The sequence below is a fragment of the Saccharopolyspora gloriosae genome (genome assembly GCF_022828475.1).
Classification (GTDB): Bacteria; Actinomycetota; Actinomycetes; order Mycobacteriales; family Pseudonocardiaceae; genus Saccharopolyspora_C; species Saccharopolyspora_C gloriosae_A.
The window spans coordinates 5,796,737-5,820,870 of the sequence record NZ_CP059557.1 but is presented as its reverse complement, the minus strand read 5'-3'; the positions used below and the strand labels follow the sequence as shown (position 1 = coordinate 5,820,870).

The window sequence follows — 24,134 nt, the reverse complement described above, 5'->3', positions numbered from 1 at the left end:
CCACCGGCGGGTTCTCAGCGAGGACGGCTTTTTCCCTTGTGGCGGAGCCACTTGGGAAAAAGATCCCGCAGCGAGGAAACCGCTGAGCGACCCACTGCGCAGGTCATTCGAAGAACCTTCAGCGGTGGGTGAGACCGGCTTCGTGGGCGATCAGGCCGGCCTGGACGCGGTTGGTGCAGTCGAGTTTCACCAGGGTGCGGGAGACGTAGCCCTTGACCGTCGCCTCCGACAGGTAGAGGCGTTCCCCGATCTGCGCGTTGGACAGGCCCTCGCCGATGCCGGTGAGCACTTCCCGTTCCCGTTCGGTGAGTTCGCGGATCGCGGCCAGCGCGCGCTGCCTCCCGCTCTGCTGCCCGGCGGACGCGGTGATCAGCCGTTTCGCCGCCTCCGGAGACAGCACCGTGTGCCCGTCCGCGGCGACCCGCACCAGCCCGATCAGATCTTCCGGCGGCGTCGACTTCACCAGGAACCCGGAGGCCCCGGCGCGCAACGCCCGCAGCACGTATTGATCCGCGTCGAACGTCGTCAACGCCACCACCGCGGGCGGATTCGGCAGCTCACTGATCCGTTCCGTCGCGGTCAGCCCGTCCACCCCGGGCATGCGCAGATCCATCAGCACCACGTGTGGCCGGTGCCGGACCACGGCTTCCACCGCGGCGGCGCCGTCCTGGGCGTCGTCGACTACCTCGATGTCCGGCGCCGAACCGAGAATGGTGCGCAGGTGCGCGCACACCATCGGTTCGTCGTCGACCAGCACGACGCGGATCGGTTCACTCACCCCAGAGTCCCCGTTCGGCAAGGCACTAGCCGGAAACGGCTTCGGCCGTGGGCACGTACCCCGGAAGTATGGCACCGACCTCGAACCCGCCATCCCCGGTCGGGCCGGAATGGAAGGTGCCGCCGACGAGTTCCACCCGTTGCCGCAGTCCGAGCAGTCCCGCTCCGCCGCCGTGTCCGGCGAGTTCACCGGCCGTCTCCGGCCGCGTGTTGCGCACCGCCAGCCGCACCCGATCCGAGCCGTATTCCACGTGCACGTCCACGGAGCTGCCCGGCGCGTGCTTGTGCACGTTCGTCAACGCCTCCTGCACCACGCGGTACGCGGTGCGGCCCACCGACGGGGAGACCTGCGCGGTGCTGCCCAGTTCGGTGAGCCGGACCGGGATGCCGACGGCCTCGGTCTCGGCGACCAAACCGGACAGGTCCGGGGCGGGAACGCTCGCCGTCCGCTCCGCCCGCTCGTCACCGGAGCGCAGCACGCCGAGGAAGTCGCGCAGCTCGTCCAGCGCCTGGCAGCCGCCCGCGCGCAGTTCCTCGGCGGCGGTCCGGGTGGCCGCATCCTGCGAGGTCACACCCAGCGCACCCGCCTGCAACACCATCAGACTCACCCGGTGCGTGACCACGTCGTGCATTTCGGTGGCCATCTTCGCCCGCTCGTCCGCGCGGGCCTGCTCGGCCAGCAGGTGCTGTTCCCGTTCCGCGCGCTCGGCCCGATCCCGCAGCGCCACGACGAGCCGCCGCCGCTCGCCGATCCACAACCCGATCACCGCGGGGAACGCGGTGACCCAGAAGGCGTTGCTGAGCGTTTCGCCGTCCGGGTGCGTCCATAGCCGCAGTGCGGCGAACACGATGAAGGCGACCAGGATCCAGCCGAGGACCCGCCGCCGGGGCCGGGTTTCGAACGCGGCGAACGCGTAGATGGCGAACATCAGGTCGGCGGGCATCCACGGGTCGGTCCGCATGTTCATGGTCAGGAACGGCCCGATGCCCGCCGAGTACGTGATCGCGTGGACGAGCATCGCCGCCGCTCCGATGGCGAGCAGCACCACGGAAAAGCGGCGCCGCGCCAACAGGCTCACCGTGAACAGGTTCGCCAGTACGACGGCGACCCACTCGCCGCCCATCCAGCCGTAGTCCTGCGGCGGCAGATCCGACGGGTACAGCGAAGCCAGAATCGGGCCGAGCGGGAGCAGGACGGCGACCAGCACCACGTCGAACACCGCGGCCCGCGGCGTGTCCCACAGGTATCGCCATAGCGGGCGTTGCACGAAGCACACGGTAGCCGCGGAACCGGGCCGTTCGGCCGCCACGCGCACCGGTCGGCGGCCAGGAACCTACGAAAGTCGCATGGGGAGACGACTTCGGTGCCGCCGGGACCAGACCGATCGCCGTCGCGATGATCCGCGCCGCTGCCGTGGAATGGGCACCGTCCACGGAAGTTCCTGGGGGAGATCATGCAGACGGCGGTGCCGACCACCACAAGACCAGCGGCCGGAGTGGAACCTGCGCCGGCGTTCGCGAGTAGGCCGCTGCTGCTCATCGCCGCGGTGTTCGTCGCGGCGCACACCGCCGTGAGCCTGCTCGGCGGGTACTGGATCGACGAGGTCTACATGCTGGCCATCGGCCGGTACCACCCGGACTGGGGTTACGTTGACCAGCCGCCGGTGGCACCGCTGCTGGCGGGGGCGATGGAGTGGCTCGCGCCGAATTCCATGCTGCTGCTGCGGCTGCCCGCGACGCTGATCTCGGCGAGCGGGATCTTCCTGGCAGGGCTGCTGGCGAAGGAGCTGGGCGGGGACCGGCGCAGCCAGGTGATCACGGGGCTGGCGTTCGCGACCGGGTTGTGGACGTCGCTGGTCGCGCACTGGATCACGCCGTACACGCTGGAAGTGCCGCTGTGGATGCTGTTGAGCCAGCTGCTGGTGCGCTGGTGCAGGCAGCACGCGCAGGGCGTGGCCGACGATCGGCTGCTGCTCGCGCTCGGCGTCGTCATCGGAGTGACGATGCAAACGAAGGTCCACGTCGCCGTGCTGTGCGCGGCGTTGTTGGGATGCCTGCTCGTGTTCGGTCCGCGGGACCTGTTGCGACGCCCGATGTTCTGGGGGTGCGCCGGGATCGCGCTGGTCATCGCGGCACCGACGCTGATCTGGCAGGCGCTGCACGGGTGGCCCCAGCTCGCGATGCGCGAGGTGGTCGTGACGGAAACGCCGATCCTCAGCGGTGGCCGTTCGGGGGCGGCCATCCAGATGATCCTCTACGCGGGTGTGCTCGGCGCTGTTCTGTGCCTGTACGGCACGGCACGGCTGCTGTTCGCCGCGGAGTTCCGTCCGTACCGCTTCATCGGAGCTGCGGCCCTCGTGCAGTACGTGTTCTACATCGCCACCAGCGGGCGGCCGTACTACGTGATCGGGATGTACGGCGTGCTGCTGGCGGCGGGCGCGGTGGCGTTCCAGCGCAGGCGGGAGACCCGGGCCGCCCTCGGCCGTCGCGGCCTGAGCTGGGTGGCTTGGCCCGCAGGTGCGCTGTCGGTGCTCGCCGCCGGCGGAGTCGTGTGGATGTCCACGCTGCTGACCTCGGCTTTCGGAGTTCCCGCGGACCGGATGCTCGCCCACGATGTGTCGATGGCCTACCGGGATCTGCCCGCCGCGACCCGCGAGCACACCGCGGTGGTCGGGGAGAGCTACATCCTCGCCGCGATGCTCGACGCCCGCTCCGACGAGTACGGGCTACCGCTCGCGCACAGTCCGCACCGCGGCTACGGCCCCTTCGGCGCACCGGACTCGACCGCCGAGAACGTCCTGCTGGTCGGCAACGACCCGGCGAAGTGGCGCCCGCACTTCGCGGAAATGCGCAAAGTCGGCCACGGCGGCATCCCGGTCTGGCTCCTCACCGGCCGCCAGGAACCGTGGCAGAGCCTCTGGAACCAGGTCCTCCAGCTGTAGCGCGGACACCGGGTACCAGACCCATCCAACCTGATCTTGCCACCGGCGCCCCCGCAAAGGGCTGCGAAGCAAGCCCGCCTTGCGGCCGAAGGCCGTGCTTTGCGGCGCAGCCGTGCTTGTATGCGCGAAGCGCATAGCCCACGTCACAAAGCCGCTCACCGGCGGGTTCTCAGTTGGTCTCTCGCGAGGACAGCTTTTTCCCTCGTGGCGGAGCCACTTGGGAAAAAGATCCCGCGGGGAGAGACCAACTGAGGTTCCGCCACCCGACCACCAAACCAAAACGAGCCGTGGACTCCCCGCCAACCCAGTGAAAGCTGACACCATGGCGGCAGTATCGACCCACCGAATCGGAGACCGCAAAGTGTCCTCTGGAGACAGTTCGGCGAGTGCACAGGTGCGGTTGCGCCCGCCTCGCCACCGGATCGAACGCAGAGCCATCGGGTGGTGGTCCGTGCAGGCCGCGGCACTGGTCTTACCGCCGTTGATCGCGCTCGCGGTGCTCGCCGCGCTGATCGAACCTGCTCGGCCTTGGTTGGTGCTGGCACTGGTCGTGGTGGCGGTGCTCGGCGTGCCTTACCTGATCGTGATGCCGCAATGGCGTTATCGGGTGCACCGCTGGGAGAACACCGACGACGCCGTTTACACGGCCGCGGGCTGGTTGCGGCAGGAGTGGCGGGTGGCGCCGATGTCGCGGATCCAGACCGTGGACACCGTGCGCGGTCCGCTGCAGCGGATGTTCGGGCTTTCCAGCGTCACCGTCACCACGGCGTCGGCGGCCGGGCCGTTGCGCATCGACGGTCTTGATCACCGGGTCGCCACCGAGCTCGTCGACGTGCTCACCGCCACCACGCAGGCCGTGCGCGGGGACGCGACATGAGCGGGGCGACCGACTGGCGGCGGCTCGACGGCAAGGTCGTGCTGGTGCTGCTGATCCTGGTGCTGGCGCCGCTGATCCCGACCGCGGGCGTGATGCTCATCGCGGGGGCGAATCCGGGCTTGGTCGGCGCGATGTCGGGGATGTGGGCTGGTGCGGCGGCGGTGCTCACCGGAATCGCCGGGGTGGACTGGTGGTTCACCACTTACCGGATCAGTGACGAGCGGGTGGAGCTGCGCAAGGGCGCGTTGTCGCGCAGCCACCGGTCGTTGCCGCGGGACCGCGTCCGCAGCGTCGACCTCACCGCCGACCCGGTGCACCGGCTGCTCGGCCTGTCGGTCGTGCAGATCGGCACCGGAGCTCAGGCCGACGGCGAGCTGAAGCTGGACGGGATCGCCCGGCCGGAGGCGGAACGGATCCGGGCCGCGCTGCTGCTGCGCGAGTCCACTTCGGACTCTTCGGAGCAGGCGGACGGGGTGCTGGCCCGGCTGCGCCCGGTGTGGCTGCTGTACTCCGGCGTGACGATGTCGCTGATCTTGGCCGTGTGGGGCGCGATCGCCTCGGCGTTCGGCTCGTTGTCCGAACTGTTCACGAAGTTCGGCCTGTACCGGGCGATCGAGGAGCAGTTCCTGGCGGTGCCGCTGTGGCTGGGAATCGCGGTTCCCAGCTTGGGCGCGCTGCTGGTCGGGGTGCTCGGGTCGTTCCTGCTGTCGTTGGAACTGTGGTGGAACTTCACCCTCACCCGGGAGTCCTCGGGAACGCTGCGGGTGCGGCGCGGACTTCTGACCAAGCGGTCGATCTCCCTGGAGGAGAAGCGACTTCGCGGTGTTGAACTCTCCGAGCCGCTGCTGCTGCGCTGGACGCGCGGTGCCCGCACCAACGCGGTCGCCACGGGGCTCAGCGACAACAAGGACGGCAGCCAGCCGGACTCGAAGACGCTGCTGCCGCCCGCGCCGCGTGGAGAGGCCCGGCGGGTCGCCGCCGAGGTCCTGGGGGAGGACCGCTTCCCCGGCGACGGGTTCGCCGGGCATCCGCGCGCCGCGCTGCGCAGGCGGATCACGTGGGCGCTGCTGGCGGCGCTGCCGTTCGCGGCGGCGGCGATCGTGTTCGCGGCGCTGGGCTGGATTCCGGTCGGCCTGGCCGTGGCGGTGGTGGTGTTGAGCGCGGTGATCGCCGTCGCGTTCGGCATCGACGCCTACCGGAACCTGGGGCATCGGCTGCACGGCAGGTACCTGCTCAGCAGGCGCGGCACCGCGGTGCGGCGGACCGTCGCGTTGCAGCGCGGCGGGATCATCGGCTGGCGGTTCGAGCAGTCGGTGTTCCAGCGCCGGTCCGGGCTGATGGACGTGGTCGCCACCACCGCCGCGGGTTCCGGTCGCTACGCGGTTCCGGACGTGCGTACCGGGGACGGTCTCGTGTTCGCGGACGCCGCGGTACCGGAGCTGCTCGCGCCATTCCTCGAACCCGTGCCCGCGATTAATACGGGCGACAGATAGGGCCATTCGGGTGAGATGCGTTTCGCATTGATCCGGATGTGACCAGGGGGCGACCGGAAAAGGATGCGAACTGTAGATCAATTAGTGGATTAATCCAACTATTGAAATCGGGGCCGAGCGGGTGCGGATCGTGCCACCCGCTCGGTTCTTCAGTTGGTTCCGCGACGCGGCCGGTGCGCGACGGCCGCGGTCAAGCCAGGGTCAGCGGTCGAACTCGCCGCGCTTGAGGACTCCGAGGAAGTCCTGCCACCGCGCGGGGTCAACGGCGAAGTAGCCACCCGGCCGGTCCTTCGTGTCGCGCACGCCGACGCGCGCGACCCCGAAGCCGACCTCCACGCATTGTCCTTGGTGCGTGCTACGGGTGCTGGTCCGCCAACCCGTGAGATATTCCATCTACAGCTCTCCTATGCGCTCGTGAATCACTTGAATAGACCCTTCCGGGTCGATCGCGTGTGCGCGTAGATGGTCCATCATCGTCACGTATTTGGACAGCTCGTTATCTCGTTCGAGGTAAAGCCCGCCAACGTGGGTTTCCAGATAGACGACATCCGGATCCACGTGATTGGAGTAGCGCAAGATGACGAATGGACCTGCCTGAGCCGGATGCGCGCCGGCATCCAGTGGCATGACCTGCAGCGTCACGTTGGGCAGTTCCGCCAAAGTGAGCAAGTGCTCCAACTGGCGGCGCAGTACGGCCGATCCGCCCACTCCGCGCCGCAACGCGGTTTCGCCGATCACCGCCCACAAGTCCAAGGGCTGAGACCCGGTGATCCGGTCCTGGCGCTGCATCCGCAGCTCCACGCGGCGGCCGATCTCCGGCTCGTTCGCCCGGATCAGGGTGGACCTGGTGATGGCGTAGGCGTATTCCGCGGTCTGCAGCAGTCCGGGGATGGCCTCCGACTCCCAGGTGTGCATCGACGAAGCCTCGGCCTCCAGGCCGACGTACGTCTCGTACCACTCGGGCAGCACGTCGCTGTAGGAGTGCCACCAGCCGCGCTTGCGGGCGTCCCTGGCCAGGTTGATCAACTGTTCGCGTTCGGAGCCGTTGACCGCGTAGAAGTCCAGCAGAGCGCTGACATCGCCGATGGAGGGAGAGCGCTTCGCCGTTTCGAATCTGCCGATTTTCGCCTGTGTGCAACCGAGGTGGGTGGCGGCCTGCTGCTGGGTTACCTCCGCCAGTCCTCGAAGCCTGCGCAGCTCTGCGGCGAGGCGGCGACGGCGCACCGTGGGACTCACTGTCATGTAGATCAGTGTCCACCCTGCGAACCGAGCGTCACCATCGCGTCACCCAACCGACATCCACGACGGCGGATTTGAGACCGTGCCGAGTCCGCGCACCGGCCCTCCGAGCCGCCCGGATCGGCAGTCCGGTGGCCGATTCCGGGAAGTGGCCGGTGTGGTCTCGGCGGCCGGTCCTGGTGCGAGACCTGGATTTCCGTCGCGGAGATCCGATTCAGGCGATCAGCGGACACCGGCCGCGTCGACACCTCCGACCGCCCCGCAGCCACGCGGGATTGTTCACTCTGAGCGACGAACCGGGGCAGAAGGGCGATGCCGACATCCTGAGACGAGTGAAGCCCGCCCCTCCGCCACCGTTCACGGACGGGGAATGTTGCGCAGGTTGCTGCGCGCCAGCTGCACCATCTTGCCCACCCCGCCGGAGAGCACGGTCCGGCTCACGGCCAGCGCGAAGCCCTTCACCTGCGTACCGGTGATCTTCGGCGGGATCGACAGCGCGTTCGGGTCGGTGACCACGTCGATGAGCGCAGGACCCGGATACGCCAGCGCCCCCGCCATGGCGTCGCGCACCTGACCGGGCTTGTCCACCCGCACCGAATGGATTCCCGCCGCCGCGGCGATGGCGGCGAAATCGATCGAATCGTGGTCGGTGCCGAAATCCGGCAGCCCGTCCACCAGCATCTCCAGCTTCACCATGCCCAGCGAAGAGTTGTTGAACACCACCAGCTTCACCGGCAGCCGATGCGTTCGGAGCGTGAACAGCTCCCCCAGCAGCATGGACAACCCGCCGTCGCCCGACATCGAGATGACCTGCCTGCTCGGATCGACCACCTGAGCGCCGATCGCCTGCGGCAACGCGTTGGCCATCGACCCGTGCACGAACGAACCCAGCACCCGGCGGTGCGCGTTCGGCGAGATGTACCGGGCCGCCCACACGTTGCACATCCCGGTGTCCACGGTGAACACCGCGTCCTCGGCGGCCAGATCGTCGAGCACGTCGGCGACGTACTCGGGGTGGATCGGCACCTGGTCCTCGACGTTCGTGGTGTAGGACTCGACGACCTGCTCCAGCTGGTCCGCGTGTTCGCGCAGCATCCGGTCCAGGAAGCTGCGGTCGGACTTCTGGCGCAGCTTCGGCAGCACCGCGCGGATCGTCTCCCGCACATCGCCCTGCACCGCCAAGTCCAGCACCGTTCGCCTGCCCAGATGCGTCGGGTCGATGTCGACCTGCACCGTGTTCGCCTGCGGGAGGAAGTTGTCGTACGGGAAGTCGGTGCCCAGCAGTACCACGCGGTCCGCCTTCTGCATCGCCTGATGGCAGGCGCCGTAGCCGAGCAGGCCGCTCATGCCGACGTCGTAGGGGTTGTCGTACTGGATCCACTCCTTGCCGCGCAGCGCGTGCCCGACCGGGGCGTGCACGGTGCCGGCCAGTTCCATCACCTCGCGGTGCGCGCCGCGGGTTCCGGCCCCGCAGAACAACATCACGCGTTCCGCGGAGTTCAGCGACTCGGCGAGCCGGTCCACCTGCGCGGGCGAGGGCACCACCGTCGGCGGCTCGGAGTGCACCGTGCCGCTGCTGGTGGGGCGCGCGGCCGACTTGTGCGCGATGTCGCCCGGCAGCACCAGCACCGAGACCCCGCGGCGCCCGGCGGCGGTCTGGATCGCGCTGCGCAGCAGCCGCGGCATCTGCTCCGGCTGGGACATCAGCTCGCAGAAGTGGCTGCACTCGTTGAACAGCTCCTCCGGGTGGGTCTCCTGGAAGAAGCCGGTGCCGATCTGCTCCGAAGGAATGTGCGAGGCCAGTGCGAGCACCGGTGCACTGCTGCGGTGAGCGTCGTAAAGGCCGTTGATCAAGTGCAGGTTGCCCGGCCCGCAGCTGCCCGCGCAGACCGCCAGCCTCCCGGTGACCTGGGCTTCGGCGCTCGCGGCGAAGGCAGCAGCCTCCTCGTGCCGGACGTGCACCCATTCGATGCCCTCGGTGCGGCGGACCGCGTCCACCACCGGGTTGAGGCTGTCTCCGACGATCCCGTAGATCCGTTGCACTCCTGCCTGCACGAGCACTTCGATGAACTGGTCGGCCACGGTCGGCATGTGCTCTCCTCGGTCGTCGGATGCTGGTTCCTCCCGTCTACGCGGGGCGGTACCGGGCCGCAACTTCACCGTTCGGCCGGTGAAGCGGGGAGTCGGCGGGCTCCGATCTCGGCGGATTCGGAGACCGGTGCGATCCGTATCGCCGTGTTCACCGCACGTTCGAGGGAAGGGGGTAACGTCTTTCGCTCAGCCGACGATCACTCTGTAGTCGACGTCGACGTGTTCCTCGAAAACCCCTTCATGGAAGGAAAAAACGGTGAGCCTGCGCCTTTACACCGTTTGCGCGCTGTCCGTGACCGCCTCGGCCTTGGCCGGGTTGTTCTTCGGTGGGTTCATCGCCTCGGGCGATCAGGAAGAGGCCGTTTCCGTGAACACCGTCTCGCAGACAGTGCCGGAGACCGCTGCTCGGTTGCCCTGACCCGCGCGGCCTGGGCGGTCGGTGGCCGCCCAGGCGAACGGGTCCTCCGCGGTGCACTAACGTCGAGTCATGAGCGAACAGCAGCGACTCTCACCGGGCGACGCCGCGCCCGATTTCTCCCTGCCGGACGCCGACGGCAAGACCGTGGCGTTGGCCGACTACCAGGGCCGGTCCCTGGTGGTCTACTTCTACCCCGCGGCGAGCACTCCGGGCTGCACCAAGGAGGCCTGCGACTTCCGGGACAGCCTCGCGGAGCTGGACGACGCGGGATTCGACGTGGTCGGCATCTCCCCCGACAAGCCGGAGAAGCTGGCGAAGTTCCGCGACGCCGAAGGACTCACCTTCCCGCTGCTGTCCGATGTGGACAAATCGGTGATGACCGCGTGGGGCGCGTTCGGGGAGAAGAAGAACTACGGCAAGGTCGTGCAGGGCGTGATCCGCTCGACCTTCGTCGTCGGCCCCGACGGCAAGATCGGCAAGGCGCTGTACAACGTCAAGGCCACCGGCCACGTCGAACGGCTCCGCAAAGACCTCAACGTGTGACACTCGATGAAAGGGGACGTCTCCGCTCGGAGACGTCCCCTTTTTTCATGCCCTGTGCGGCACGGCTCGGGATGTGCGGCTCGGCGGACCGCTCCTCGGGGCCGGATGAGGGAAAAGCACGTCAAGCCGCGATGTGGGCGGCCAGCCGGTCGGCGACGCCCTTCGGCTCGCGGCCGAGGAGTTCGGTCAGCAGCGGGTCGGCCTCCGCGAAGTATCCGGCGCGACCGGCTTGGTACCAGGTGAGCATGAGCCGGGCCATCTGCTCCGGGACGCCGTTCGTGACCTGGTCGGCGACCCACTGTTCGTCGTCCACGACGATGCGCTTGATGGTGCGCCCGGTGAGGTCGGAGGCGATCTCGGCCACGTCGTCGAAGGTGACGGCGGTCGGTGCGGTGAGGGTGACCGGGCCGTCGAAGGAGCGGTCGCCGGCGAGGATGATCGCAACGGCCTCGGCCACGTCGGCACGGAGGGTGTACGGGACGGGGCCGTCTTCCGGCTGGGCGATCTCCCCCGTCTGCTGCCACGGGCCGAGCACCAGGTCCAGCGGGCCGTAGGCGCCACTGCGCAGTGCGGTCCAGGCGACTCCGGATTCGGCGAGGAGCTCCTCGGTGGCGACGTGGATGTCCGACGGCCGGTACGGATTGCCGGGGACGGCGGCCTGCTGGCTCGTGTAGAGGATCCGCTGGGAGCCGGCTTCGACGGCGGCCTCGATGGCATTGCGGTGCAGGCCGGTCAGGTCGGCCGTCGGGTCGTTGCCGGACACGAGAAGCACCTGCTCGGCGCCGGCGAAGGAGTCGCGCAGCGCGGCAGGATCGTCGTAGGAGCCGTGCCGCACGCGGACGCCGCGGTCGGCGAAGTGCTGCGCCTTGGTGACATCGCGGACGCTGACGCCGATTCGGTCGGCCGGTAGGCGTGTGAGCAGGTGCTCGACGGTCGCCCCGTTCAGGGCGCCGGTGGCGCCGGTGACAACGATCATGTTCGCGTCCTCTCCCCTGCATTCGTCCTGGTAGCGGACGGAAGCATAAATTGACCTGGCTAGTCAGTTTCGTATGTGTCGGCAACCGTAGGTAAGCTGACTCGGGTAGTCAAATTCGGTGTGGGAGACGGTGAGGACCTTGGCCGGTGCAGTGCCTCCGGAAGCCGGGCTGCGCGCCGACGCCAGGCGCAATTCCGAGCAGATCCGCTCCGCCGCGATCGGCGCCTTCCAAGGGCGAGGCCTGACGGTGCCCCTGGAAGAGGTCGCCAAAGCGGCAGGGGTCAGCAAGGCCACGATCTTCAACCGGTTCGGCGGCCGGGTCGGCCTCATCGAGGCCGTCATCGAAGAGGTCGTCGCGGCGGAGCTGCTCGCCGTCATCGACCACACCCGGAGCATCGAGGACGTCGACGAGCGGATCGCCCACTACCTCACCGCGCTGCGCGACCTCCAGTACCGCCAGCCCGCCGTCAACGACGTCCTGCTGCAGACATATCCGCACTCCCCGCAGCTCATGGAGATCTGCCGGGCCGGGAGCGAGGCCAACGACGAACTCGTCGCAGCGGCACGGCCCTCCGGCGCATTGCGGCCGGAGTTCACGGCGGGCGATCTCCACGCACTCGTCGTCGACAACGCCCTCGCCCTCAAGCACGGCACCCGGCCACCGCGGGCCGACTACGACCGCCGCACCACTTACCTCCTGGCCGGAATCCGCGGACACCAACCCGCACCCGACCGACGATGACCACCTCGGCCCAAAGCACCCACGCCCCGCCGCCCGCCGCAATCATTCGCACTGGTCAACGCCCCCGCCCGACACTGCCACGCGCCAGCGACTTCCGATGAAGTGAACGGACCGTTCGTCCAATCTCGTGGGACGAACGGTCCGTTCACTTCACTCCATCGCCGCGGCCGGGCGAGGAAAGCGCGGTGCTGCGCCGCAGGACAAGAGGTTTCTGGAGTGAACGGACCGTTTGCCTAGTCTTGTTGGACGAGCGGTCCGTTCACTCTCCATCGCCGCGCGGGCTGGGCGAGGAAGGCGCGGTGCTGCGACGCCTGCCGCGGGACGAGAGGTTTTTGGAGTGAACGGACCGTTTGCCTAGTCTTGTTGGACGAGCGGTCCGTTCACTCTCCATCGCCGCGCGGGCCGGGTGAGGAAGGCGTGGTGCTGCGGCGCGCGCCGCGGGACGAGAGGTTTTTGGAGTGAACGGACCGTTTGCCTAGTCTTGTTGGACGAGCGGTCCGTTCACTTCGGTAGCTGCGGGGATGCTCCTATAGATGTCAAGCCGCTGGAGTGAGGTCGTTTTGCCTGGTTGATCTGGTGGGTGTGCTGGTCAGGGTGCGGTGGATTTCGCGGGCGACGAATCGTTTGAGGCAGCGCATAATGTCCTTTTTGGATAGTCTTTCTTTGGTGCGGCGTTCGACGTAGGTGCGGGTGCGTTCGTCGTAGCGCATGCGGACCAGGACGATGGTGTGCAGGGCGTTGTTCGCGGCCCGGTCGCCGCCGCGGTTGAGGCGGTGGCGGTGGGTGCGACCGGAGGATGCCGGGATTGGTGCGACGCCGGTCAGGTGCGCGAACGAGGCTTCGGAGCGTAGTCGTTCGGGGTTGTCCCCGGCTGTGGTCAGGAGCTGGCCGGCGGTGTCAGGGCCGACGCCGAATAGTTCCAGCAGCTGGGGTGCGGCCTGCCGGGTGAGGGGGCTGAGTTCGGCGTCGAGTTCGGTGATCTCGATGTCCATTGCTTGGTGGCGCCGCGCCAGGCGTCGTAGTGCCGCCCGGGTCGCCGCCAGCGGGTGTCCGAGGTCGTCGCCGGGCCGTAGCCGGGCCAGGGTGCGCAGCAGCGTGGCCCGGTCCAGTCCCGCGACCTGTGCGCGCAGCATCGCGGGTGCCGACACCAGCAGGCCGCGGATTTGGTTCATCGCCTGGGTGCGGGCCTTGACGGCACTGCGGCGTGCGACTCGTAACACGCGCACCGACTCGATCACGCCGTCCCGGCTTTTCGGGGTGCCTGTCGCGCGCCCGGAGAGCACGGCGGTGGCGGCGGCGTAGGCGTCGATCGGATCGGATTTGCCTTGCATCCGGCGGATCTTGCGGTCCGGGCGGTCGACATCGGTGACCGCGACCCCGGCCGCCGCGAGAACCCGGGCCAGCTCGGCTCCGTAGGCGCCGGTTCCCTCGACGCCGACCGTGACCAAGGTGCCGTGACCACGCATCCAGTGCAGCAGGTCGCGGTAGCCGTGGACTGTGGCGGGAAATTCCCGGTCAGCCAGGTGCCGGCCGACGGAGTCGATCACGGCCGCGTGGTGGGTCAAGCCGTGGGTGTCGACTCCGCCGGTGATTTTCGGGCCATCATGGGTCATGCTGGTCATGTCCGTCCTTGCGTGTCCGTTCCGAGGGCGGCACGCGCCGGTCGGGCGGGTGGACAAGACAGTGACGGGGCTTCTGGCCAAGCTCCTATGAAGTCACAAACACCCGTCCGGCCGCGTGCATGGTGGCACCCGGCGGGCCGACAAATCCCAAACCAGACAGTCGAAACGTCAGTCAGTCGAAGGGTCAGACCCACCGGAAACGTCACCACGAACATCATCACTGTCAGTCGAGGACGAGGTAGATGGCTACTCCGGCGGCGATGATCACGACCAGGTAGCGCAGCAGCGTGGCGGGCAGCCGTTGGGCGATCTTGCCGCCGACGAAGCCGCCGAGCACCGTCGTGGGCACCAGCATCAGCACCGCGGTCCAGTCGACCGGTGCGATCAGCGCGTACACCACGAACGTCACGGCGCTGCCGATCAGTCCGAGCCAGCTCTTGAGCGCGTTGAGCCTGCGCATCGAGTCGTTCACCGCGAGCACCAGGATCGCGATGAGGATGACGCTGCGAGCGCCGCCGAAGTAGCCGCCGTAGATCGAGGCGAAGAAGATCCCTACGGTGAGCCACATCGTCCGGTCCGGCCCACCCTCGTCCGGGTGGCCTAGCCATCGCTTGATCGTGTTCTGGAACGCCATCAGCACTGCGGACAGTCCCACCAGTGCGGGAACCACCGCGTCGAACACCTCGCCGGGCAGCACCAGCAGCAGCACGCAACCGAGCACGGAGCCGACGCCCGCCGCGATCGACGTCCACAGCAGCCGTCGCTGCGTCCCCTTCAGGTCCTCGCGCTGGCTGATCGCGGCGCCGACGAAGCCCGGTCCTTGCGCTACCGAGTTCGTGACGTTCGCGACCAGCGGCGGCATGCCGGTGGCGAGCAGCGCCGGGAACACCAGCAGCGAGCCACCACCGGCCACGGCGTTGATCGCGCCGGACAGGAATCCGACGACGACCAGCACCACCGGCTCGATCCATTCGCTGAACACCAGCGGAACCTAACCGCCACCGCCCGTTCACCGTGCATCGAGGCGACTGCCGTCACAGCAGGATCTGCGATCGGGGCCGGTGTCCGTCAGCCACGCGCCGAAGCAAGCAGTGCATCGTGCAACGACTCCTGCATCGCCATTTCGCCGCCGTAGACCGGATCACCGGGGGAGGTGTGCCTGCGTGGCGGGGGAGCGCCGAGCGAGTTCGCGACGTGCAGCGCCGTGAGGACGCTGAAGGTGACCGCGGCGGAGGTGACACCGACGGACACGCACACGAGCCAAGGCTTCATCAAAGATCTCCTTCAACGCGAGCTTGGTCGGGCCGGACGGACCACGGGGGTGGAGCGGTTCGTCCGGTCGGGTCTAGGTCGAGAGCGGACGCATTCGCCCCCTCGGCCACATGACCGGCCTGGCGGGGGACGTACGTCGGGGATCTCGGACTGGTGAGGTCGGTGATCCCGCGGCGGCGGGGCTGCGAACAGGGCGCCGCGATCGCCGCACCGCGTTCGTCATAACCGTGTCCGCCTCGACCACAGATGTTCGGGGCACGGTCCCGATTTCCGAGCCCACACGACAATTCGCCTGATCACGCACTGTCGTTACGCCTGGCTTCGAAGATCTTCCCCGCAGGTCACGGAGCCCACAAATCGGTAACGCGTCGTGCCCGACCGCCGATGCGGCGTGGCTTGTGTCGATCGGTCGCCGCGCGATCCCCCCGGCGCTACGCCGCGGTTCCCCGAATCCGCCGAATGAGTGCGGCATTCGAATGACACGGCGCCGAACCCGTGCGTCGAGGGCTCTTCCTGAAGATCTTCTGGTGAAGATCAAGGCTTCCGAAACGAGGAGAATCGGTGGCCGGGCTGGAGAGCGCCGCGCTGAAAGCGGGCAACGCCGTCGTGACGCAGGTCGTCCGCGCCTGACTCGACCCGCCGCAGAGCGGACGACCACCGCGGCGCGGAGCTGACGGAGCTCATCGCGCTGCGCTTCGGCGGCTTGAGCGTGCGTGGACAGCGGGGATCTGCGTCGGAAGCCGGAGGAGACCGGGTATCCCCCCTGGGCGGTCGACCGTAGGAAGTCGGCCCGCGACTCCCCGGAACGAGGTCGGAAATCCGCCCGTCTCGCCTACCGCTACTGACCCGCCAGCTCCCGCAGTCGCGGCAGCAGCAGGCGAAGCGCGCGCCCGCGGTGGGAGTCGGCGTCCTTCTCCTCCGCCGACAGTTCCGCCGCCGTCCGGGTTTCGCCGTCCGGGACGAAGATCGGGTCGTAACCGAATCCGTTCGTGCCGCGTTCCGCCCGGGCGAGGGTCCCCGGCCATTCGCCGCGCACCACGGTCTCGGTGCCGTCCGGCAGCACCAGGGCCGCCGCCGATACGAACGCGCCGCCGCGGCGCTCGTCGGGAACGTCGTGGATCTGGCCGAGCAGCAGGTCCAGGTTGGCCTGGTCGTCGCCGTGTTTGCCGGACCAGCGAGCCGAGAGCACCCCGGGCATGCCGTTGAGCGCGTCCACGGCGAGACCGGAATCGTCGGCGACCGCGGGCAGCCCGGTCGCGCGGGCCGCGTCAGCGGCCTTGGCGAGGGCGTTGGACTCGAAAGTCGCGCCCGTCTCGGGAGCCTCCGGGAACTCCGGAACCTCGTTGAGGCCGATGACCTCCACGCCGGTCACGCCCTCGGCTTCGAGGATGCGGCGCAGTTCGACGAGCTTCTTGGCGTTGCGGGTGGCGAGCAGGACACGACTCACCGGGCGCCGCCGGGAAGCTCGCCGGGGTAGGGAGCGGCCAGCGCCTCGGTCTGCTTGCGGGCCAGCTCTGTGCAGCCGTTCAACGCGAAATCGACCATCGTGTCGAGCGTGGAGCGGGTGAACGTGGCTCCTTCGCCGGTGCCCTGCACCTCGACGAGGGTGCCGTGGTCGGTGGCGACCACGTTCATGTCGACCTCGGCGCGCGAATCCTCCTCGTAAGGCAGATCCAGCCGCACCCGGCCGTCCACCACACCGACGCTGACGGCGGCGATGGAACACGACAGCGGCTTCGGGTCGGACAGCTTGCCCGCCGAGCTCAGCCACGTGATGGCGTCCGCGAGAGCCACGTACGCGCCGGTGATCGCCGCCGTGCGGGTGCCGCCGTCGGCCTGGATGACGTCGCAGTCCAGGGCGATGGTGTTCTCGCCCAGCGCCGCCAAGTCGATGCAGGCGCGCAGCGAACGGCCGATGAGCCTGCTGATCTCGTGGGTGCGGCCGCCGATGCGGCCCTTCACGGACTCGCGCACCCCTCGGGTGTTCGTCGCCGAGGGCAGCATCGCGTACTCGGCGGTGACCCAGCCGAGGCCGGAACCGGAGCGCCAGCGCGGCACCCCGTCCTGCACGCTCGCCGCGCACAACACGCGTGTCCGCCCGAACTCCACCAGGACCGACCCGGCGGGCCAATCCTGATAGCCGCGGGTGATTCGCACTTCCCGGAGCTCGTCGTCGCTCCGCCCGTCCGCTCTCGCCACGCGCTCACCCTAACTGCCGGTCTTCGATCATGTTCTGCACAGGGGTTGGCCGACGGGGCCGTCGGATTGACCACGACGTCGGCCGGGGCGCGGGCGCTACCAGTCGATGTCGCGCCACTCCACTACCTTCGGGCGCCGCCCCGTCTCCAGGAAGTCCCGTAGTGCCGCCGCGAGCACCGCCGGGTCGACCCCGCTGCCCGCGGGGAACTCGGCGTCCTCACCGGCGAAGGCGGGGGAGGACGGGTCGCCGTCGAGAACGGCGAAGTCGTGGTCGGCGTCGACGTGGCTCAGGTAGCCGTAACCCCCGGACACGGCGGCGACCACGTCGTGATCGAGCATGCCGGTGGCCGGGTCGGCCAGGTCCCTGCCTTCGTGCCAGATCGTCGCCGGACCCGCGTTCGGCTCAGCCAGCCGCCGGATCAGGTCGTCGACCTCTCCCGGTTCGGTGACGCTGAGCCCGTCGCCCGCGTTCGCGTCCGCCGCCGACGCGATCGACCACACCGCAGTGATCGTCATCGTTTCCCCTTTCACCGCGAACGCCGCGCTGGTTCAGATCGGATGGCTCTGACCGGCTTCGACGACCTCCACCGGCCCGTCGAACTCCTCGGTCGCCTCCCGAAGGATCTCCTGCGGGTCCGTCCACGGTTGCAGGTGGGTCAGCAGCAGCTGCCGCGCCCCGGCGCGTTTCGCGACGCGCGCGGCCTGCCTGCCCGACAAGTGCACCCCGTCGGGCCGGTCCGGGGAGTCGGGCCAAGACGCCTCCGCCAGCAGCACGTCCACGTCGCGGGCCAACTCCTCCACCGCCGCGCACGGCCCGGTGTCGCCGGTGTAGGCGAGCACCTTGCCGCCGGCCTCCACCCGGAAACCCCAGGCCGGGCACAGGTGGTCCACCGGTAGCGCCGTCACTCGGAACGGTCCCACCTCGGCAGGCTCGTCGAAACCCGCGAAGTCGTACACGTCGGTGAGGTCGGTGTCGGCGAGCTCGGCGGCGTTGGGCGCGTACAGCCGGGTCAGCCGGTCCTGCGTCTCCGGCGGGCCGAACACCGGCAACCGGTGTTGCGCCGGGTCGTACGGCGGGTCCGGGCGGTATCGGCGCAGCACCGTGAGCGCCCCGAAATCCGAGCAGTGGTCCGGATGCAGATGGCTCAGGAACAGACCGTTCAGGTCGAACGGATCCAGGTGGCGTTGCAGCGCGCCGACCGTGCCGTTGCCGAGATCGAGTGCGATCCGTGTCCCATCGGCTTCGACGAGGTAACCGGAGGCGGGTGAGTCAGGACGAGGCAAGCTGCCCGAGCACCCCAGAATCGTCAGCTTCACACCGATGAGCCTGACATGAGGAAGGGCTTCACGGACGCAGTTATCGAGATCGGGCCACCCAAGAAGCGAGATGCCAGCTTCCCGAAACGTTCCGGCTCACCCGTTGCGCTGAATTCGTGCGTCGGATCGGGTTGCCCGCTGAACAGGTCCTGTTCGGTGAGTACTCGGACCACGTCCTTCGCGGTCTCCTCCGCGCTGGACACCAACGTCACCTGATCGCCCATCGCGATCTGCAGCACCCCGGTGAGCATCGGGTAATGGGTGCATCCCAGCACCAGCGTGTCCACATTCGCCCGCTGCAACGGATCCAGATAACCCTGTGCCAGGCCGAGGACCTGGCGGCCACTGGTGATGCCGCGCTCCACGAAGTCCGCGAACCGCGGGCAGGCGGCCGTGGCCAACTGCACCTGGGGCGCGGCGGTGAACGCGTCGTCGTAGGCGCGGGACCGGATCGTGGCCTGGGTGCCGATCACCCCGACCCGGTTGTTGCGAGTGGTGGCGACGGCGCGGCGCACCGCGGGCAGCACCACTTCGATCACCGGGACGTCGTAGCGCTCACGGGCATCGCGCAAGCACGCCGCCGAAGCGGTGTTGCAGGCGATGACCAGTGCTTTCACCCCGTCCTCGACGAGTGAATCGGTGATGGCGAGGGTGCGGGCGCGGATCTCGGCCAGCGGCATCGGACCGTACGGGGCGTTCGCCGTGTCCCCCACGTAGCGGATCGCTTCGCCCGGCAACTGGTCCATCACGGCCCTGGCGACGGTCAGCCCGCCGACTCCGGAGTCGAAGATCCCGATCGGCGCGTTCGTCACGCCGACAGTGTGCCAGGCGCGGCCTTCTCCGCTCCGTCACGAGTGCTGCGCGCCACCAGCCACGCCGCGAACAGTCCGCCGAGCGCGCCGCACAGGTGACCCTGCCAGGAGATCAGCGGCTGGGTGGGCAGCACGCCCCACAACATCCCGCCCCAGTAGAAGAACAGCACCACGGCCACCAGGATCTGCGCGAAGCTGCGCACGAAGAAACCGCGCACCAGCAGGAACACCATCCAGCCGAAGGCGACGCCCGACGCGCCGATGTGGACCGTGGAGCCGGACGCGATCAGCCAAGTCCCGAGACCCGCGACGATCCACACCGTCGCCGTCACCGCCACGAATTGGCGCACTCCGTTGGCCAGCAGCAACCAGCCCAGCACCAGCAGCGGAACCGTGTTCGACATCAGGTGCGGGATATCGCCGTGCAGCAGCGGCGCCCACAGGACGCCGTCCAGGCCGTCGACTTGGTGCGGCACGATCCCGTACTGGTCCAGCTGCTCCCCGTTCAGCTGATCCCAGAGCTCAAGAGCCCACAGCACCGCCACCATGAACGTCATCTGCACCGCCGCGCGAACCGGTCGTTGCGGGAGGACGCGCGGTCGCTGCCGTTCTGGCTGATTCGTCACCTTTTCGAGGTTACGCGGATCAGGGGAGCGCTGACTCGGGGATGACCCGGAACCGTAATCGGCGCCAGCTAAGCTGCCGCACCGTCGAACCTGAGCACTGGAGGTATGAGCGGTGCACACCACCGCACGGGCCGAGCAGGCCGTGCTAGCCGACGCGCTGTTCGGGCACGGTCCCACCTGGGATGCGGGGACCGCGAGCCTGTTGTGGACCGATCTCCGGTCCCGCACCGTGCACCGCTACGCGCCCGACGACACCGACCACTCCATGGAGGTTCCGCAGCAGGTCAGCGCCGCGAAACCGCGGTCGCGCGGCGGGCTGCTGCTGCATTTCGACGAAGGCGTCGCGCTCTACGCCCCGGACGGCGAACGGCGCACCTGGCTCACCTTCTGGGCGCGCGACGGGGTCCGGGGCGGTGAGACCACCGTCGACTCCTGCGGGCGGGTGTGGGCGCACACCGTTCCCGAGGGCGAGCGCGGCGACGGCTGGCTGATCCGGGTCGATGCGGCAGGTGCGGCGAGCGTGGTGCTCAACGGGATCGGCGCGGGCAACGGGCTGGCGTGGAGCCCCGACGACACCGTCTTGTACTTCGCCGACAGCGCGACCCGGCGCGTCGATGCGCTCACCGTCGACCCCGTGTCCGGTGCGGCCTCCGACCGGCGCCCGGTGTTCGAGGTGGCCGGGGAGCCCGCGGGATTGTGCACCGACGTCGAGGGCTGCGTGTGGATCGCCGTGCGGGACAGCGGCGAGGTGCGTCGCTACACGCCGGACGGTCGCCTGGACCGGACGGTGCCGTTGCCGTCGCGGCGGCCGACGGGCTGCTGCTTCGGTGGTGAGGACCTCACCGATCTGTACATCACCACCGCCCGCGAAGGCGTCGCCGACCCCACCTCGGCCGACGGCGCGGTCCTGGTCCTGCCCAACGCCGGAACCGGCCTCCGCTCCCACCCCTTCACAGGCTGAGGCGACACCGACCGCAACCGGAGTGAACGGACCGTTCGTCCAACGGGATTGGGCGAACGGTCCGTTCACTCCACCTGCTCAGCGCCACCGAGCCGGCGTCCACTGGTGCAACGGGTGTCCGAAAAAGTGAAAGGACTATTGTTTTCCTCGTCATCTCGATTTCAGTGATTCGTTCGATAGCTCGTTTGATCAGTATTCTTTCCAGTTTTTCCGATCAATTTTTCAAGGGAATCCACTGGATGTGCTGTGCCAGTGCCGGGCGGTCGTCCGGGCTTGACGGCCCGACTGTGGGTGCAGGGGTGGATGCTCCTGGCGAACCGTGTCCCGCAGGTGCGAAGGCTCGCCGCGCGAGGGTTGCAACCGATCTGTGATCTGAGTCAAAGTGCCTGGTCAGCGCCGCTCTAGCCCGAGTAGTTCAACGGACTGCCGGACAGGCTCCCCCGAACGGGCCTGGAATATTCCATCGGTCGTTCGGTACACCGGAACCAGCGCGCTCGCCGCAGTGGCAGTCGGGGCCAGGTGGGCGCGCTCGCCACGGTCCGGGGACCGGTGGTTGAGCCGCGACCGGCGGGAGTTCTGGTCGCGGTACGGTCCGCGGCCTCGGTGCGTTCGGGGCGTGCCGGGGCCGCGGACCGGTTTCCCCGCATCTTCCCAGTGGGGCACCGGCTCGTGTCCGTTCCATTCCGCACGCCGACGCATCCGCGGAAAACCGCCGACCGGGCGAATCGCGGATTCTCCGACGCGCCTGGCGAAACCGGCAATGCACTGTGAAAACGGCAAATACCGGCACTTTTGGGCCGAATGCCGTTCCGCTTATGGTGCGAACAGTTTCCTCTTGGCAGCGGGGCGGGCACCGGCCCGTTTCGTGGAGGACCCGGGACCGAATCGGCGCGCTCCGGTTCACCCCCGAAAACCGACGACGTCCGGGCCGCCCCATCGCTCCGGACGCGAGATCGAGGAGATCAAGATGGTCGCTGCCCCCCGTCGCATGGCCCGGCTCGCCGGAGCCGTCGCCGTCGCCCTCTCGGCCGCCGCCACCGTCGGCGTCTCGGCCGCGCAGGCCGAGCCGGCCGACGTCACCCCGTACATCGTCGGCGGCCAGGACGCCGACATCGCCGACAGCCCGTTCGTCGTCGCCCTCCTGACCCCGGACGGTCAGCAGTTCTGTGGCGGCTCCCTGGTCTCCGAGACCAAGGTCGTCACCGCCGCGCACTGCACCACCGGCTCGCAGCCCAGCGAGATCAACGTTCTCAGCGGGCAGACGGAGATCAGCGGCACCGGCGGCACCGTCTCCGAGGTCAACGACGTGTGGGTGCACCCCGAGTACACCGACGCGACGCAGGGCTTCGACGTCTCCGTGCTGACGCTCGCCGCGCCGGTCCAGGAAGCGCCCGTCGAGCTCGCCACGGCCGACGACGCCGGCTACGAGCCCGGCACCGAAGCCACCATCCTCGGCTGGGGCACCACCAGTGAGGGCGGCTCCACCTCCGACAAGCTCCAGCAGGCCACCGTGCCGGTCAGCTCCGACGCGGACTGCTCGGCGGGCTACCCCGAGTACAGCCCCGAGTCGATGGTCTGCGCCGGTCTGCCCGACGGCGGCGTTGACGCCTGCCAGGGCGACTCCGGTGGCCCGATCGTGGCCGCCGGCCGCCTCATCGGCGTCACCTCCTGGGGCGAAGGCTGCGCCCGCCCCGGCAAGCCCGGCGTTTACGCCCGCGTCGGCGCTTACAACGACGTGCTGACCGAGCAGATCAACAGCTGATTCGGTCTTTTGCCTGAGGTGTCCGGGTAGCGGAAACCTCAGCGGCCTTCTCGCTGCGGGATCAATCTCGCCAGTGGCTCCGCCACGAGGGAAATTGCTGTCCTCGCGAGAAGGCCGCTGAGAACCCGCCGGTGGTCGGCCTGCGTACGTGGGCTATCCGCTACAGGCAGGGCCTTCGGCCGCACGGCACGGGTTCGCCGTTGGCCGGGAGTTCGTGAGGTGGGGCGGTCCATGTGGGCCGCCCCGCTTCGCGTTGTTCAGGTGGGCTGGTGAACGGAGTGGTCCTCGAACTTCGCGGCATAACCGGCGATGAGGGCTCTGGATTCGGCCGCGTCGAGGGCTACGCGATTGAGGTCGTCGACCGCGTCGCGGAACGACTCGACTCGTTCCGGGCCGTCCAGCAGCAGGCCGCAGTCCTGGCTTTCCAGCAGGACCGTCGCGACGTCATGGCTGAACTCGATGAACGTGAACGGGCCGCCGAGCCCCGCGTGCACTCCTAGGTCCGTGGGCAGCACCCGCACGGTGATGTTCGGTTCCTGGGCGCAGCGCAGCAGGTGCCGCAGCTGGCCGCCGGTCACGGCGGCGCCGCCGACGGGACGGGTCAGCACCGACTCGTCGAGGTAGGCGGCGAGTTCGACCGGGCTGGCCTTGTGCAGGATCCCTTGCCGCACCTGGCGAACGTTGACCCGCTCATCGATTTCCCCGGTGCTGCCACCGGAAACCGCGCAGACCGCCGTGGCGTAGCCGCGAGTCTGCAACAGCACCGGCACGTAGCCGAGGCTGAGTTCGGTGAGTCGCGTCGCGCGCTGCTCCGCGTCGATGCAGGCGCGGGTGTGCGCCGAAAGCCCGGACATCGCCTCCCACCACGACGGTCTGCCCAGTTCCTCGGCCATCGTCAGCAACTGCTCGCGGCGCTTGCCGCGCACTCGCAGCGCCGCCAGCACCGCCGCGAGATCCGGTCCGCCGATGCCGCGTTGCGCTGTTTCGATCCGGCTGATCTTCGCGATGCTCCAGCCGAGCTGTTCGGCGAGCACTCCCTGGGACATCCCTTTGTCTTTGCGCACCTTGCGGACCTCGGCCGCTAACGCTCGGGCGCGGGGAGAGTTCGACATGAGCGTCAGAATATGGTGCGAGAGCGGAAAAATCGTCGCTCGATCAGGTAGTCGTGATCTGCCCGAACAGCGGCATATTCGCGACGCCGCAGGAAGATCCGGCTCGCGCGGAGAACCCGAGAACCCCGCTCGCACTGCGCCGATCCGGTGAAATGATGTTGCGGGGACCCGGAATCCGGGTCCCCGCCTCCCCCAGGTCATCCGACCCCCGGATGCCTCACGGCGTTCCCCCGCGCCGCTGTGATCAGGTTGGCACGACCGGACGACCCGTTTCCAGTGAATCGGCGAACAATCCCGCGGAACATGTGGCGTGCAGTCGAGATCAGTTCCCGGGGATACACTCGCTCCGGGGA

General features: G+C 68.8%; 24 protein-coding genes. 8 read left to right on the top strand and 16 right to left on the bottom strand.

Features of this window, described 5'->3' with window-relative positions:
* Nucleotides 1-118 precede the first annotated feature (118 nt).
* On the bottom strand, nucleotides 119-778 hold the full coding sequence (locus tag H2Q94_RS25455) for a response regulator (RefSeq protein ID WP_258718629.1): 660 nt from the start codon (nucleotides 776-778) through the stop codon (nucleotides 119-121).
* A 25-nt stretch (nucleotides 779-803) separates the two neighbouring features.
* The gene (locus tag H2Q94_RS25450; protein WP_243789688.1) at nucleotides 804-2,045 is read right to left on the bottom strand and encodes a sensor histidine kinase; all 1,242 of its coding nucleotides are present in this window, start codon (nucleotides 2,043-2,045) and stop codon (nucleotides 804-806) included.
* A gap of 186 nt (nucleotides 2,046-2,231) precedes the next feature.
* Between H2Q94_RS25450 and H2Q94_RS25445 the strand changes: the two genes are divergently transcribed.
* From H2Q94_RS25445 to H2Q94_RS30755, 3 genes are all read left to right on the top strand, one after another.
* Nucleotides 2,232-3,719 carry a glycosyltransferase family 39 protein gene (locus H2Q94_RS25445; RefSeq protein ID WP_243789687.1) on the top strand — a complete coding sequence of 496 codons (1,488 nt, stop codon included), beginning with the start codon at nucleotides 2,232-2,234 and terminating at the stop codon, nucleotides 3,717-3,719.
* A gap of 451 nt (nucleotides 3,720-4,170) precedes the next feature.
* Nucleotides 4,171-4,596, top strand: coding sequence for a PH domain-containing protein (locus tag H2Q94_RS25440; RefSeq protein ID WP_243789686.1), 426 nt, complete (start codon nucleotides 4,171-4,173; stop codon nucleotides 4,594-4,596).
* On the top strand, nucleotides 4,593-6,089 hold the full coding sequence (locus tag H2Q94_RS30755; protein WP_309501078.1) for a PH domain-containing protein: 1,497 nt from the start codon (nucleotides 4,593-4,595) through the stop codon (nucleotides 6,087-6,089). The genes H2Q94_RS25440 and H2Q94_RS30755 overlap by 4 nt, the downstream gene beginning before the upstream one ends.
* A gap of 201 nt (nucleotides 6,090-6,290) precedes the next feature.
* Here H2Q94_RS30755 and H2Q94_RS25425 read toward each other — a convergent pair whose 3' ends face one another.
* The 3 genes from H2Q94_RS25425 to H2Q94_RS25415 all read right to left on the bottom strand — a co-directional run bounded on the left by H2Q94_RS25425 (nucleotide 6,291) and on the right by H2Q94_RS25415 (nucleotide 9,419).
* On the bottom strand, nucleotides 6,291-6,482 hold the full coding sequence (locus H2Q94_RS25425) for a DUF397 domain-containing protein (RefSeq protein WP_243789685.1): 192 nt from the start codon (nucleotides 6,480-6,482) through the stop codon (nucleotides 6,291-6,293).
* Complete coding sequence (locus H2Q94_RS25420; RefSeq protein ID WP_243789684.1) at nucleotides 6,483-7,331, bottom strand: helix-turn-helix domain-containing protein; 849 nt, start codon at nucleotides 7,329-7,331, stop codon at nucleotides 6,483-6,485.
* A gap of 354 nt (nucleotides 7,332-7,685) precedes the next feature.
* Nucleotides 7,686-9,419, bottom strand: a complete 1,734-nt coding sequence (locus tag H2Q94_RS25415) for a pyruvate dehydrogenase (RefSeq protein ID WP_243789683.1) — start codon at nucleotides 9,417-9,419, stop codon at nucleotides 7,686-7,688.
* A 256-nt stretch (nucleotides 9,420-9,675) separates the two neighbouring features.
* Between H2Q94_RS25415 and H2Q94_RS25410 the strand changes: the two genes are divergently transcribed.
* Complete coding sequence (locus H2Q94_RS25410; protein ID WP_243789682.1) at nucleotides 9,676-9,837, top strand: hypothetical protein; 162 nt, start codon at nucleotides 9,676-9,678, stop codon at nucleotides 9,835-9,837.
* A gap of 69 nt (nucleotides 9,838-9,906) precedes the next feature.
* Nucleotides 9,907-10,380, top strand: a complete 474-nt coding sequence (gene bcp / locus H2Q94_RS25405) for a thioredoxin-dependent thiol peroxidase (protein WP_243789681.1) — start codon at nucleotides 9,907-9,909, stop codon at nucleotides 10,378-10,380.
* Between the two features lie 121 nt (nucleotides 10,381-10,501).
* Here bcp and H2Q94_RS25400 read toward each other — a convergent pair whose 3' ends face one another.
* Complete coding sequence (locus H2Q94_RS25400; protein ID WP_243789680.1) at nucleotides 10,502-11,356, bottom strand: NmrA family NAD(P)-binding protein; 855 nt, start codon at nucleotides 11,354-11,356, stop codon at nucleotides 10,502-10,504.
* 139 nt (nucleotides 11,357-11,495) lie between these two features.
* Here H2Q94_RS25400 and H2Q94_RS25395 point away from each other — a divergent pair, with 139 nt between their 5' ends.
* Complete coding sequence (locus tag H2Q94_RS25395) at nucleotides 11,496-12,098, top strand: TetR/AcrR family transcriptional regulator (protein WP_243789679.1); 603 nt, start codon at nucleotides 11,496-11,498, stop codon at nucleotides 12,096-12,098.
* A gap of 536 nt (nucleotides 12,099-12,634) precedes the next feature.
* Here H2Q94_RS25395 and H2Q94_RS25390 read toward each other — a convergent pair.
* The 9 genes from H2Q94_RS25390 to H2Q94_RS25350 form a co-directional block, all read right to left on the bottom strand.
* The gene (locus H2Q94_RS25390; protein WP_243789678.1) at nucleotides 12,635-13,720 is read right to left on the bottom strand and encodes an IS110 family RNA-guided transposase; all 1,086 of its coding nucleotides are present in this window, start codon (nucleotides 13,718-13,720) and stop codon (nucleotides 12,635-12,637) included.
* A 223-nt stretch (nucleotides 13,721-13,943) separates the two neighbouring features.
* Nucleotides 13,944-14,702, bottom strand: a complete 759-nt coding sequence (locus tag H2Q94_RS25385) for a sulfite exporter TauE/SafE family protein (RefSeq protein ID WP_243789677.1) — start codon at nucleotides 14,700-14,702, stop codon at nucleotides 13,944-13,946.
* Between the two features lie 86 nt (nucleotides 14,703-14,788).
* The gene (locus tag H2Q94_RS25380) at nucleotides 14,789-14,992 is read right to left on the bottom strand and encodes a hypothetical protein (RefSeq protein WP_243789676.1); all 204 of its coding nucleotides are present in this window, start codon (nucleotides 14,990-14,992) and stop codon (nucleotides 14,789-14,791) included.
* Between the two features lie 838 nt (nucleotides 14,993-15,830).
* Nucleotides 15,831-16,439: an RdgB/HAM1 family non-canonical purine NTP pyrophosphatase gene (gene rdgB / locus H2Q94_RS25375; RefSeq protein WP_243789675.1), complete on the bottom strand. Its 609-nt coding sequence runs from the start codon at nucleotides 16,437-16,439 to the stop codon at nucleotides 15,831-15,833.
* Nucleotides 16,436-17,191 carry a ribonuclease PH gene (gene rph, locus H2Q94_RS25370; protein WP_243789674.1) on the bottom strand — a complete coding sequence of 252 codons (756 nt, stop codon included), beginning with the start codon at nucleotides 17,189-17,191 and terminating at the stop codon, nucleotides 16,436-16,438. Before rph ends, rdgB begins: the two co-directional genes overlap by 4 nt.
* Before the next feature lie 96 nt (nucleotides 17,192-17,287).
* Nucleotides 17,288-17,707, bottom strand: a complete 420-nt coding sequence (locus H2Q94_RS25365; RefSeq protein ID WP_243789673.1) for an Imm1 family immunity protein — start codon at nucleotides 17,705-17,707, stop codon at nucleotides 17,288-17,290.
* Nucleotides 17,708-17,740: 33 nt separating this feature from the next.
* Entirely contained in the window at nucleotides 17,741-18,508 is a 768-nt protein-coding gene (locus H2Q94_RS25360) for an MBL fold metallo-hydrolase (protein WP_243789672.1), read from the bottom strand.
* Nucleotides 18,505-19,320: a glutamate racemase gene (gene murI / locus H2Q94_RS25355; protein ID WP_243789671.1), complete on the bottom strand. Its 816-nt coding sequence runs from the start codon at nucleotides 19,318-19,320 to the stop codon at nucleotides 18,505-18,507. The genes H2Q94_RS25360 and murI overlap by 4 nt, the downstream gene beginning before the upstream one ends.
* Nucleotides 19,317-19,946, bottom strand: coding sequence for a rhomboid family intramembrane serine protease (locus H2Q94_RS25350; protein WP_243789670.1), 630 nt, complete (start codon nucleotides 19,944-19,946; stop codon nucleotides 19,317-19,319). The genes murI and H2Q94_RS25350 overlap by 4 nt, the downstream gene beginning before the upstream one ends.
* Nucleotides 19,947-20,058: 112 nt before the next feature.
* Here H2Q94_RS25350 and H2Q94_RS25345 point away from each other — a divergent pair, with 112 nt between their 5' ends.
* Nucleotides 20,059-20,907 carry an SMP-30/gluconolactonase/LRE family protein gene (locus tag H2Q94_RS25345; RefSeq protein WP_243789669.1) on the top strand — a complete coding sequence of 283 codons (849 nt, stop codon included), beginning with the start codon at nucleotides 20,059-20,061 and terminating at the stop codon, nucleotides 20,905-20,907.
* Between the two features lie 967 nt (nucleotides 20,908-21,874).
* On the top strand, nucleotides 21,875-22,669 hold the full coding sequence (locus H2Q94_RS25340; protein WP_243789668.1) for a S1 family peptidase: 795 nt from the start codon (nucleotides 21,875-21,877) through the stop codon (nucleotides 22,667-22,669).
* 257 nt (nucleotides 22,670-22,926) lie between these two features.
* On the opposite strand, the gene H2Q94_RS25335 is transcribed toward H2Q94_RS25340, so the two are convergent.
* Nucleotides 22,927-23,781: a helix-turn-helix domain-containing protein gene (locus tag H2Q94_RS25335; RefSeq protein ID WP_243789667.1), complete on the bottom strand. Its 855-nt coding sequence runs from the start codon at nucleotides 23,779-23,781 to the stop codon at nucleotides 22,927-22,929.
* Nucleotides 23,782-24,134: the final 353 nt, after the last annotated feature.

Bases quoted from the DNA above. Each gene is read 5' to 3' on its own strand.
- H2Q94_RS25445 (WP_243789687.1), top strand. From the start codon at position 2,232: ATGCAGACGGCGGTGCCGACCACCACAAGACCAGCGGCCGGAGTGGAA.
- H2Q94_RS30755 (WP_309501078.1), top strand. From the start codon at position 4,593: ATGAGCGGGGCGACCGACTGGCGGCGGCTCGACGGCAAGGTCGTGCTG.
- H2Q94_RS25425 (WP_243789685.1), bottom strand. From the start codon at position 6,482: ATGGAATATCTCACGGGTTGGCGGACCAGCACCCGTAGCACGCACCAA.
- H2Q94_RS25420 (WP_243789684.1), bottom strand. From the start codon at position 7,331: ATGACAGTGAGTCCCACGGTGCGCCGTCGCCGCCTCGCCGCAGAGCTG.
- H2Q94_RS25415 (WP_243789683.1), bottom strand. From the start codon at position 9,419: ATGCCGACCGTGGCCGACCAGTTCATCGAAGTGCTCGTGCAGGCAGGA.
- bcp (WP_243789681.1), top strand. From the start codon at position 9,907: ATGAGCGAACAGCAGCGACTCTCACCGGGCGACGCCGCGCCCGATTTC.
- H2Q94_RS25400 (WP_243789680.1), bottom strand. From the start codon at position 11,356: ATGATCGTTGTCACCGGCGCCACCGGCGCCCTGAACGGGGCGACCGTC.
- H2Q94_RS25390 (WP_243789678.1), bottom strand. From the start codon at position 13,720: ATGACCAGCATGACCCATGATGGCCCGAAAATCACCGGCGGAGTCGAC.
- H2Q94_RS25380 (WP_243789676.1), bottom strand. From the start codon at position 14,992: ATGAAGCCTTGGCTCGTGTGCGTGTCCGTCGGTGTCACCTCCGCCGCG.
- H2Q94_RS25365 (WP_243789673.1), bottom strand. From the start codon at position 17,707: ATGACGATCACTGCGGTGTGGTCGATCGCGTCGGCGGCGGACGCGAAC.
- H2Q94_RS25340 (WP_243789668.1), top strand. From the start codon at position 21,875: ATGGTCGCTGCCCCCCGTCGCATGGCCCGGCTCGCCGGAGCCGTCGCC.
- H2Q94_RS25335 (WP_243789667.1), bottom strand. From the start codon at position 23,781: ATGTCGAACTCTCCCCGCGCCCGAGCGTTAGCGGCCGAGGTCCGCAAG.